The following is a 12,334-nucleotide window of genomic DNA, read 5'->3' on the forward strand; positions in this document are numbered from 1 at the left end:
CAAAATTTTTATAATATTTTGCTTTACGGAAAACCGTAGCGTAAACAATTCTAAAAGCTCTAATTTTCAACCATCAATTTTTATAGTCTCTTACTAAGATATTCTTTTGATAAAACCATAAAAATTATTGCTAGAAAAACAGCTCATGATAAAACTTTACAAGATTATATTTTTATTGATTTTAATTAATTGCGGAAATATCTTAACGGCTAAAAACTCTATTTTTATTAACAAAAAAGAGTTTCCAAATAGTGTTACAAAAAAAACCGTTATTCTTCCTACAGCAACCATTAGCGGAACAACTATTGTTTGCCAAAACGCAGCAAAACCTATAATAACCTTTACTGGCCAAAATGGAATTGCTCCTTATACTTTTGTATATAGAATAAACAATGGAGATGACAAAAATATAATTTCGACAGGAAATGTCGCTTCTGTACCCGTTTTGACAACAAGTATCGGAATTTTCACTTATACACTGGTAAGTGTTACTGATTCATCAGGAGATCAAACCTTGTCAGGCAACGAAGCAATCGTTACCGTTAATACAGTTCCAACAGTTGATTTTTCTTTTGATAATAACATCACTTGTTCTGAGACTGTAATTAATTTTACTTCCTCTGCTTCGGGAGCAACAAATTATACGTATGATTGGGATTTCGGAGACGGAAACACCTCAATACAAAAGGATCCTAGTCATAAATTTATTTCTTTAGGGTGTGGAAATAAAGATTTTACTGTAAAATTAACAATAACGGCAAATGGCTGTTCCTTCAGTACAACAAAAATCGTAACGGTTAAACAAAAACCAGATATAGAATTTACAGATGCTAATTTTCCTTTTGATGCTTTTAGTAATTGCTTAAATGCATCATCAAATTCTGTCTATTCTATCACTGTCAAAAATTCATCAAATTCTACATCCTGCATATTATCCTATTCAATTAATTGGGGAGATGGGAATAATGAAACAAATGCAATATTTCCAGCACAGCATAGCTACACTGCTTTAGGAGCATATAATATGACAATAACGGCAATAGGAAGCAATGGCTGCATAAGTTCCAAAAACTATGTTATAAAAAATGTTTCTAATCCTTTAGGAGGATTAAATAGTCCTGGATCTACTCAAAATTTATGCGCACCAACTACGGAACAACAATTTTCAATATCTAATTGGGGAGGTAACTCGCTTGACACAACTTATAAAATAGATTATGGAGACGGCTCTCCAATACTGCTCTTAACTCAATACCAATTAAACAATTCTAGTTATTACAATCCAACAACTCCTAATACATCAACAAATTACCCAATTCCCCACATCTACAAGGTAGGTAGTTGCCCTAAGTCGAGTTTTGAATTAAAATTAGATGTAACGAATGCTTGTGGGACCACACCTTTTACATTAGGAAACATATCTATATTAACTAAACCAGTAGCTGATTTTACGGCCGTTTCAAATAGCTGCATCAATAAAAATGTTCTATTTACAAATACAACCATTGCTGGATTTAGCCAGAATTGTGCTCAGACAGCCCTTTACACATGGGATTTTGGAGATGGAACAATAGTATCTTTTCCTACTTCTCAAAACGTTAATCACACCTATACAAGTCCAGGAACATACACTATTACTTTGACCTCGCAAAACTTTTGCGGAACAACCATAAAAAAACAGCAAATCTGTATTGAACCTGCTCTCGTGCCCCAATTCACTTTAAACAATACGCTTGGTTGTGTACCAATGATTATTACAGCCACAAATACTACTTTAGCTACAAGTTGTACCGCCCCAACTTATGTTTGGAGTGTGAGGTATTCCGCATCAAATTGCAGCACAAGTACTCCAATAATTTCTAATCAAACTACAACAGATGCATCTTTCAATTTTAATGAATCAGGAACTTATACAATTAAATTAACAGCGACAAATTCTTGTTCTCCTTCTACAGAAACTACACAAACTGTAATTATAAAAAAACCACCAACTGTAACCATTAATCCAATTGTCAATATTTGCCAGGTTTTACCAACAAATACAATTAGTCCAAAGGCAATTATCACGAATTGCGGCACTCAATCTCCGTTGACGTACGAATGGAGTTTTCCGGGAGGAACGCCATCATCCTCAAATTTAGAAATACCCGGTGATATCACTTATAGTAGTTCAGGGACATTTACCTATTCTTTAAAAGTAACTAATGAATGTGGTCCAAGTACTGCAAGCGGCTCTTTTACAATCAATCCCACGCCAGTAATAAGTGGTGATTTGTTTTCTTGTGCGGGAAGTAAATCACAACTATCAGGCTCCTCAAGTGCTGCAACGACATTACCTTGGGTATCTTCATCTCCAAACATTGCTACCGTAAGCAACTCCGGTTTAGTAACTGGATTATTAGCAGGAACGACCAACATTACTTATACAAATACCTTCGGATGTAAAACCACAATTTCATTTATTGTAAATCAAGCTCCAGTAATAACAAGCCAGCCTACTCCTGCTACAGCTTGTCAAGGAGGAATTGTTCCTGCATTATCTTTTACTACAAGTGGCATAAATGGAACAGCTGCTTATCAATGGTATTCTAATACCAGCGATAATACTTTGGGTACAGCAATACCCGGTGAAACCACTGCGACGTATAATCCGCCATCTGCCACAGCAGGAATATTTTATTATTATTGTATCATTACTTTGCCTACAGGAGGGTGTAATGCAATTACAACAACCCCAGTCAAAGTAACAATTCTAACCAATATATCAATCACAACACAGCCAACGGATTCTCAAGATCTGTGTATTGGCGGCACAATTGCAACACCTCTAACAATCACAACTTCAGGAGGAACAGGAAACTATTCTTATCAATGGTATAGTAACACCACAAATTCAAATACAGGTGGAACACTAATTACGGGAGCTGCCTCGATAAAATTTACTCCTGATGTTTTTACAATCCCTGGTACTTATTACTATTACGTAACGGTTTCTCCAAACGGAAATGGCTGTATACCCATAACTAGTAATACAGCCGTAATTATTGTTTATCCAGATCCAACAATAACTACACAACCTGTCGCAACTCAAACTTTATGTCAAAATACAACTTCTACCAACTTAGAAGTTAATGCTACTGGAGGCAACGGAGCTTTTTCGTACCAATGGTATAGCAATAGTTCTAATGTGAATACAGGTGGAACAATTATTTTCGGGGCAACCAATAACACGTATACACCTCCATCGAATATAGTTGGTACAAAATATTATTATAATGTAGCGTCTCAAAATAGCACTTCGGGCTGCAACGTCACAAGTGCAACATCTCAAGTTATCGTAATTGCGACGCCAACAATAAATAACCACCCTGTTTCAAGTGCTATCTGTCTTGGCGGAACTCCAACTATCTTATCTGTATCTTACATTAATGGAGTTGGTTTACCTGGCTATCAATGGTTTTCAAATGTAAATACCAGCAATTCAGGAGGAGTTTTAATTCCTGGTGAAACTAATTCAACTTTTAATCCGCCAAATACAACTGCTGGAACCTTTTATTATTATTGCATCATTACTTTATCCTCTGGGGGATGCTCAAACATAACTTCAAATACAGCCACTGTGATAATCAACACATTGCCTAGTATTAATTTACAACCCATATCAACACAAACTCTATGTGTTGGAGCTGCTTTGTCAACTCCTTTAAAAATACACTATACCGGTGGCGAGGGAAATCCAACTTATAAGTGGTACACCAATAGCTCAAATTCAAATATTGGTGGAATATTAATTTCCGGAGCAACAAATGCCAGCTATTTGCCTCCCGTTTTTACTTTAACTGGAAATTATTACTATTATGCAGAGGTCTCTTTAAATGGTAATGGTTGTGGAACACTCCTTAGTGATCCTGCCGAAGTTGCGATTATACCTGATCCTGTAATCACATCGCAGCCTTTACCATCTCAAACTCTTTGTCAAAATGCATTGGCAACAGAACTAACTGTGAGCGCTTCAGGCGGAATTGGCACAACTTATTCTTATCAGTGGTTTTCAAATACGCTCAATAATAATACAACAGGAACACCAATTTCTGGGGCAACGATCGACTCTTATTTACCACCAACCTCCGGCAATGGAACTTATTATTATTACTGTGTCATTTCTCAATCTACAGGATCGGGTTGCAACGTAACCAGTAATACTGCAACTGTTATTGTAAATTTAGCTCCCACATTTACTTCACAGCCAGTTTCTAATACTATTTGTATTGGACAAACATTAAACGCATTAAGCGTAAGCTACATTAACGGGGTCGGAACAGCACAATACCAATGGTATTCCAACGGTACTAATACAACTATAGGAGGCACATCTATTTCTGGCGCTGTAAATTCTTCTTATAATGCTCCAAATTCAGTTGTGGGTACATTTTATTATTACTGTATTATCACTTTACCTTCTGGGGGATGTTCTAGCTTAACATCAAATATTGCAAACGTTACTATCAATCAAAAACCTGTTATTGCAAATAAAACCGTCCAAATTTGTAGTGGTGATGCCTTTACAATTTTACCAAACAACTCAGGAAGCGATATTGTTCCGCTGGAAACAACTTATACATGGGCGTTACCAACTATTTCTCCTTCTGGCTCAATAACCGGAGCATCAGCACAAAATACGCAACAAAATGCTATTAGTCAGAGATTAATAAATACAACTACTGGTCCAGCAACCGTAACTTATGTTGTGACTCCAATTTCTGGAAATTGTACAGGAACATCTTTTACAGTAGTCATTACTGTAAATCCGGCTATTACTTTGAACGATACAAAATCTAACAGCACGTGTTTTGGCATCAATAACGGTTCTATTCAAGTGGCAATTTCGGGAGGGGTGCCTTTTAGTTCCGGAGACTCTTATCAAATTGATTGGTCGGGACCAAACGGATTTACTTCGAACATCTCAAACATTGCTAATTTAGCACCTGGCGATTATACCATTTCTGTCAGAGACCAGCAAAATTGCTCAACAACAAAAAAATATACGATTATCGAACCCAATGAAATTGTAATTAGCTCCATTTTAGAAAAAGACATCACATGCTTTAATGATGCTGATGGAAAAATTACAATTGCCATTACTGGTGGTTCTCCAACTTATATCATTAATTGGACAAAAAATGGAATTCCTTTTTCAAACATACAAAACTTATCAAATTTAGGCCCTGGAACATATACAGTTACTGTTTCTGATATTTATAATTGTGGTCCCAAAACTGCACTATTTACTATAACTGAGCCTCCGTTATTAGCAGTTTCATTAGCTGGAAAAACAGATGTTTTATGTAATGGAGATGCAACTGGCGCAATAACAATAAATAATACAGGAGGAACGCTTCCGTATACTTATGCATGGAAGGGACCAAATGGTTTCTCAAGCACAAATCAAAATTTAACTCATCTTATTGCAGGAACTTACAATTTAATTATAACAGATCATTCTGGCTGTACTCAAAATTTAACCGAAACAATTACTCAAAATTCAGCAATTATTATCACAGCCACTTCAACGCCAATTATTTGTTATAATGACAATAATGCTTCTATAAATATCGCCATTTCTGGTGGAATTGGTCCTTATCAAATTTCCTGGAGTAATCTAGGCAACGGTACTTTTATGGATAATCTTTCTGCTGGAGATTATCTCGTTACCGTTACAGATGCTCTTAATTGCGTTAAAACATTAAATGTAAATATTCCGGAAGCCCCTATTTTTACAATTCGTCCCGTTGTTAAAAACATTTCCTGTTTTGGTGCTAAAAACGGAAGTATTAAACTAAATCTTATAGGTGGAATCGCTCCAATAAAATTAACATGGAGTGATAATTCTTCCTCCGGAACAGAAAGAAATAATTTAGCACCTGGAACATATGCAGTGACTATTGTTGATGCAAAACCTTGTACAATAACCAAAACTTTTATTATAATAGAACCGCAACTTCTCGCTCTTTCAGCCAATGTAACTAATGCCTTTGATTGTAATAATGCTAAAAGCGGTTCGATAAACTTATTAGTATCAGGCGGTACACCACCATTTACTTATAACTGGTCAAACGGAGCCACAAGTGAAGATTTAACAAATCTTTCTTCTGGAAACTATTTGGTTACGGTTACCGATTTTAATGGCTGCTCTGAACAGGCGCAATACAACATAAACAGACCTCCGGCAATTGTAACTAAAGTAGATACAAAAACTGATTTTGATTGTGAGACTAAATATGTAAAACAAACATTTGCAGCGAATGTAACTGGCGGAATGCCTCCTTATCAACTGGATTGGTCCAGCGGTAAGGTAAGTGGTGCAAACAATGAAATAATGAATACTTCCCAAAACGGAACCGTAATTCTTAATGTTACGGATAACCTTGGGTGTAAATCAAATTACACTTTTAATGTTGACATACCCATACTTGGAGATCCATCATTCGATACCACTTCTTTTGCTTTAACTACTTATGGAATTTATTCTGTAAATGACCCAATAGTATTCACAAATACATCTACAGGAAGTTATATTAGTTCATATTGGGATTTTGGCGACGGCGCTGCTTCAAATGAAATAAATCCTACTCATACTTTTGTAAAAGAAGGCACTTATCTCATTACTCAAACTGTAACTTATCCTTTTGGATGTATTTATAAATATACAAGCTCCCTAAAAATTGAAAAAGGATATGACTTGATTACTCCAAATGGTTTTACTCCAAACGGTGACGGAATCAATGATACTTTCAAACCTACATTCAAAGGATTCAAAACAGTCGATTTGAGTGTTTACGATACGTGGGGTGAATTAATTTATTCTGAAAAAGGAAATAACCTGCGTGGTTGGGATGGAAAAATAAAAGGTACTGAATCTGAAAATGGCAACTATTATTTTAAAATTAGCGGCGTTACTTTCTACGGAACTACAATCAATACTAATGGGCCATTTACCCTTATAAAATAAGTACACCAAAATGAAACTAAAATTAATTGCACTACTAGCCTTTCTCTTTCTTTCTTCATCCATAAAAGCACAAGATCCTATTTTTACTCAATATTATATGGTTCCTCAAACCTTGAATCCTGGTTTTACAGGTTTTACAGAAACCACTACGGCTGGAATTTTACATAGAACTCAGTGGCCAGATTTGAATTTCAGAGTCGATTCTGATTATGCTTTCATGGACACTTGGCTGCCTAAGGCCAACAGCGGTGTAGGTATCAGCATTTTAAATCAAAGAGAAAAATTTACTAATTATAACTTTACTTCCATTAATTTAAAATATGCCTACCGAGTTCAACTTAATGACTATTGGTACTTTAGACCTGCAATAGAAATTGGTTACGGAATAAAATCATATGCGTTTCAGAATATTGTTTTAGAAGATCAAATCAATATTGGCCAAGGAACTATAAATCCCTCAAGCATAGATCCACTACTCCTCAATGACAAGGCTAATTTCTTTGATTTCTCTGCAGGAATGCTTTTTAATACTGAACAGGCTTGGTTTGGCGCTTCTTTAAAACACATCAACAAACCAAATATTTCCTTTACCACCAATGGAAATGTTCCTTTAGATATGTTTTTTTCGGCCAATGCCGGTTATGAATTTAAAATTGCGGATTATATCGATGTAACTCTTTTTCCGTTTGAAACAAAAATGCTCTTAACAACTAATTATATGAGTCAAGGCGAATACAGCCGTTTAGATATTGGAACAGGATTGGTCTTCGATCGCTTTTTTTTCGGAATAAGTGCCGCTACAAATCCTGGAAAAAAAGCTAACAATAGCCATTTTATGACTTCGGTAAATGCTTTTGGCGGACTTCAATATGAGCATTTAAAATTCGGCTATTCCTATGATTTTAGTACCTCAAGAATTGGTAATACAGGCGGTATCTATGAACTATCTGTTATTTACCAATTTGATTTGAAAGCAAATTGCTTTGGCTGCCCAAATTATCAATGATATGACAGATATTTAATGATATTATCTATTTTGAAACGAAATGCAGAAATCGCGTATTCTTAAAAAATAATTTCCAAAAGATTGTTAATTCTTTCTCTGCCATCTTGTCATATTCATCCCATTTGCGTTATCTTTGCACTTTGAAATTATACAATGGAAAAGATTATTGAAGAAAGCAAACAGGGCGAAAGTCTTGTTTTAGAAAATAAACCTGAGAATACTAAAAAACTTTTTATAGAAAGTTACGGTTGTGCAATGAATTTTTCGGACAGTGAAATCGTAGCTTCCATTTTATCGATAAACGGATACAATACTACACAAACTCTTGAAGACGCTGATTTAGTTCTGGTAAATACCTGCTCGATTCGGGATAAGGCTGAACAGACTATTCGCAAACGTTTAGAAAAATACAATGCGGTGAAACGCATTAATCCGAAGATGAAAGTAGGCGTTTTGGGCTGTATGGCGGAACGTTTGAAAAATCAGTTTTTGGAGGAAGAAAAAATCGTCGACCTTGTTGTTGGTCCTGATGCTTACAAAGACTTACCTAATTTATTGGCAGAAGTTGAAGAAGGCCGTGATGCCATTAATGTAATTTTATCTAAAGAGGAAACCTACGGAGATATTTCGCCGGTTCGTTTGATGAGTAACGGAATTACAGCTTTGGTTTCGATCACCCGTGGTTGCGATAATATGTGTACGTTTTGTGTTGTGCCTTTTACTCGCGGTCGTGAACGTAGTCGTGAACCTCAAAGTATCATGAAGGAAATTCAGGATTTATGGGACAAAGGCTTTAAGGAAATTACGCTGCTAGGACAAAATGTCGACAGTTACCTATGGTACGGTGGTGGTTTGAAAAAGGATTTCGAAAATGCTTCTGACATGCAAAAAGCAACGGCGGTTGACTTTGATCAATTGCTTGAAATGGTTGCTGTTGGTTTTCCTAAAATGCGTATTCGATTCTCGACTTCTAATCCTCAGGATATGCACGAAAGTGTTTTGCACGTTATTGCAAAACATCCAAATATCTGTAAACACATTCACTTACCGGTTCAGTCCGGAAGTAACAGAATTCTAAAAGAGATGAATCGTTTGCATACACGTGAAGAATACATGACTTTGATTGATAAGATCAGAGCGATTATTCCGAATGCTTCGATTTCGCAGGATATGATTGCTGGTTTCCCAACAGAAACCGAAGAAGATCACAAAGATACAATGAGTTTAATGGAGTACGTAAAGTATAATTTCGGTTATATGTATTCGTACTCTGAGCGTCCGGGAACTTTGGCAGGAAGAAAAATGGAAGATGATGTTACCGACGAAACCAAAGCAAGAAGATTACAGGAAATTGTGGACCTACAACAAAAACATGCCTGGTTCAGAAGTGAAGAATTCGTTGGACAAATAGTTGAAGTTCTTGTCGAAAAAGTTTCTAAAAAATCAACTGAAGAATTCTCAGGAAGAAACTCTCAAAGTATTACGGTAGTTTTCCCGAAAGAAGATTATAAAATTGGAGATTTTGTAAATGTAAAAATCACAAGCTGTACTTCAGGAACATTAAAAGGTACAGCTGTTGGGCTAAGTAGTATGAATTAATTTTTTCGCCACAGATTAATAGGATTAAAATAATTTAATTATATTGTTTTTCTTACTTTTATGGATTGTGGAAATAAATTAAATTATGCATTATTACAGAGAAATTGAGACTTATAAGATTATAGGAATTTGTATGGAAGTACATCGAAATCTTGGTCCAGGTCTATTAGAAGTAGTTTACAAAGATGCTTTTAGAAATAGAATTTAAAGAAAAAAATATTCCTTTCGAGAGAGAAAAAGAATATTCTATTGAATACAAGGGCAAAATTTTGCCTCATAAATTTTATGCCGACATTATTATTAATGAAGATATCGTTTTAGAGGTAAAAGCAATAAAAGAATTTTCAAATGAACATATTGCTCAGATTCTAAATTATATAAAGTTATCGAATTCAGAAGTTGGATTGCTTGTTAATTTTCAAACAAAATCACTCCAACATAAAAGATATGTTTTATAAAAATTTAAAAGAATCTTTGTTAATCTTTTTAATCTGTGGCATAAAAAATAAAATTATTATCTGTAATTTTTAAGACTCGTGTACATTGCGTAACTTGAAACAAATAAAAACTTGAAACAAAATTTTACATGGAAACAGTTCAAGCAATAAAACAGCGATTTGAAATTATTGGAAATGATCCGAAATTAAATCGTGCTATCGAAAAAGCCATTCAGGTTGCTCCTACTGATATTTCGGTAATGGTAACTGGGGAAAGTGGTGTTGGTAAAGAAAATATTCCAAGAATAATACATTCACTTTCGCATAGAAAGCATGGTAAATATATTGCGGTAAACTGTGGTGCAATTCCGGAAGGAACTATTGACAGTGAGCTTTTTGGACACGAAAAAGGTGCATTTACAGGTGCTACAAGCACTCGTGAAGGTTATTTTGAAGTGGCCGATGGCGGAACAATTTTCCTGGATGAAGTGGGCGAATTGCCACTAACAACCCAGGTTCGTTTGCTTCGTGTACTTGAAAATGGTGAATTTATCAAAGTAGGTTCATCTCAGGTTCAGAAAACAAATGTTAGAATTGTAGCAGCTACAAACGTAAACTTATTCAATGCTATTGAAAAAGGAAAATTCCGCGAGGATTTGTATTATCGTTTGACTACTGTTGAAATTACTTTGCCTCCTTTACGCGAAAGAAACGAAGACATCCATTTATTATTCAGAAAATTTGTTGCTGATTTTGCGCACAAATACAAAATGCCACCGTTGAAACTAGATGATGATGCGGTTCAGCTTTTACAAAAATTCAGATGGAACGGAAATATTCGCCAATTGCGAAATGTAGCAGAACAAATCTCTGTTCTGGAAACCAACCGCGATATTACATTAGCGACTCTAAAATCGTATTTACCTACTGAAGGAAGCAATTTGCCTTCTGTAATTAATGAGAAGAAAAAAGAAAGTGATTTTAGCACAGAAAGAGATATTTTATATAAAGTTCTTTTTGATATGAAAAGTGATCTGAATGATTTGAAGAAACTTACCCTTGAATTGATGAAGAATGGTACAAAAGTACAAGACATCAACCCAAATTTGATTCAGAAAATATATGGTTCTCAGGAAAATGAAAGTGAAATAGATTTTGAAGAAGAACCAAGAACTGCTGTCATGACTCCTGCAACGCGCGAGGATAATTATCAGATGCAGGATGACAATTATCTGTTTGCCGAAACCATTGAGGAGGAAGAAGTTTTACGTTTAGAACAAAAAGAAATCGAAATGATCAAAAAATCATTAGAAAAAAATAAAGGAAAACGAAAAGCTGCCGCAGATGAATTAGGTATTTCTGAACGTACTTTATACCGAAAAATTAAACAATTCGATTTATAAAAATAAAAAAATCCAACCATTTAAATTCTAAAAAATAAATCCCAAATCCCAAATTAGTATATTTGAAAAAAATTGAGATTCTCGCAAGAATTGGAATTTGGAGTTTACAAAAATGGAATTTTTCAAGGAATTGGAATTTCACACCTATATTGATTTTATGAAAAAAATATATTCTTTATTAGCCTTAATGAGCCTCTTTATGTTAAGCGGTTGCTCAGTTTACAACTTTACAGGAACAGGGAAAATTGATGCCAAAACTTTTCAGGTCAACTTTTTTCAGAACAATGCTGATTTGATCGAGCCCGGAATTGACAGACAATTTACATTGGCATTACAGGATTTAATCCAGAATCAGACCAATCTAAACTTAGTGAGCAATAGTGGTGACTTGGTTTATGAAGGAGAAATTGTAGATTACAGAACAACACCAATGACTGCTACTGCTGATCAGCAGGCGGCTCAAAACCGTTTGACAATTAGGGTTAATGTTAGATTTACAAATAAGAAGAAGGAAACTGATGATTTCGAGAAACCATTCGAATTCTATTATGACTATCCGGGTGCAACATTGCCAACGAGTGCTGTTTTAAATACAGCAATTCAAACTATATTCGAGAGAATCACACAAGATATCTTTAATGATTCTTTGGCAAAATGGTAGTTTTTTTGTTTAACTGGTAAATCGTTAAGTCGCAGAAACGATTAAACAATTTTAGATTAAACATAAACAATTAAACGATTAAACAAATAAAGAATGAATGTAACTGATTATACCTACTTAATGAACAAACCCGATGCTATTACAGAAAAGCAAGCGGACGCATTAGGAAGTGTTTTGAATGAATTTCCCTATTTTCAAAGTGCCAGAGCATTGCGATTA

Annotated in this window: 7 protein-coding genes; all 7 read left to right on the forward strand. The window is 35.0% G+C overall.

Features of this window, described 5'->3' with window-relative positions; genetic code table 11:
- Positions 1-145 precede the first annotated feature (145 nt).
- On the forward strand, positions 146-7,009 hold the full coding sequence (locus ACQKCJ_RS05415; RefSeq protein WP_427401540.1) for a PKD domain-containing protein: 6,864 nt from the start codon (positions 146-148) through the stop codon (positions 7,007-7,009).
- 10 nt (positions 7,010-7,019) lie between these two features.
- Positions 7,020-8,015, forward strand: coding sequence for a PorP/SprF family type IX secretion system membrane protein (locus tag ACQKCJ_RS05420; protein ID WP_427401541.1), 996 nt, complete (start codon positions 7,020-7,022; stop codon positions 8,013-8,015).
- A 153-nt stretch (positions 8,016-8,168) separates the two neighbouring features.
- A complete protein-coding gene (gene miaB, locus ACQKCJ_RS05425) occupies positions 8,169-9,614 on the forward strand; it encodes a tRNA (N6-isopentenyl adenosine(37)-C2)-methylthiotransferase MiaB (RefSeq protein WP_427401542.1) in 1,446 nt (481 codons plus the stop codon).
- 133 nt (positions 9,615-9,747) lie between these two features.
- Entirely contained in the window at positions 9,748-9,822 is a 75-nt protein-coding gene (locus ACQKCJ_RS05430) for a GxxExxY protein (RefSeq protein ID WP_427401555.1), read from the forward strand.
- Positions 9,800-10,072 (forward strand): GxxExxY protein, encoded by a 273-nt coding sequence (locus ACQKCJ_RS05435; RefSeq protein WP_338083394.1) that lies wholly within the window; start codon positions 9,800-9,802, stop codon positions 10,070-10,072. Before ACQKCJ_RS05430 ends, ACQKCJ_RS05435 begins: the two co-directional genes overlap by 23 nt.
- Before the next feature lie 128 nt (positions 10,073-10,200).
- A complete protein-coding gene (locus ACQKCJ_RS05440) occupies positions 10,201-11,454 on the forward strand; it encodes a sigma-54 interaction domain-containing protein (RefSeq protein ID WP_271337618.1) in 1,254 nt (417 codons plus the stop codon).
- A 157-nt stretch (positions 11,455-11,611) separates the two neighbouring features.
- The gene (locus ACQKCJ_RS05445; protein ID WP_271337617.1) at positions 11,612-12,115 is read left to right on the forward strand and encodes an LptE family protein; all 504 of its coding nucleotides are present in this window, start codon (positions 11,612-11,614) and stop codon (positions 12,113-12,115) included.
- Positions 12,116-12,334: the final 219 nt, after the last annotated feature.

Source organism: Flavobacterium sp. NPDC079362 (assembly GCF_050267765.1).
Classification (GTDB): domain Bacteria; phylum Bacteroidota; class Bacteroidia; order Flavobacteriales; family Flavobacteriaceae; genus Flavobacterium; species Flavobacterium azizsancarii.

Coding starts and splice junctions, on each gene's coding strand:
- miaB (WP_427401542.1), top strand. CDS start 8,169: ATGGAAAAGATTATTGAAGAAAGCAAACAGGGCGAAAGTCTTGTTTTA.
- ACQKCJ_RS05415 (WP_427401540.1), top strand. CDS start 146: ATGATAAAACTTTACAAGATTATATTTTTATTGATTTTAATTAATTGC.
- ACQKCJ_RS05440 (WP_271337618.1), top strand. CDS start 10,201: ATGGAAACAGTTCAAGCAATAAAACAGCGATTTGAAATTATTGGAAAT.
- ACQKCJ_RS05420 (WP_427401541.1), top strand. CDS start 7,020: ATGAAACTAAAATTAATTGCACTACTAGCCTTTCTCTTTCTTTCTTCA.
- ACQKCJ_RS05435 (WP_338083394.1), top strand. CDS start 9,800: ATGCTTTTAGAAATAGAATTTAAAGAAAAAAATATTCCTTTCGAGAGA.
- ACQKCJ_RS05445 (WP_271337617.1), top strand. CDS start 11,612: ATGAAAAAAATATATTCTTTATTAGCCTTAATGAGCCTCTTTATGTTA.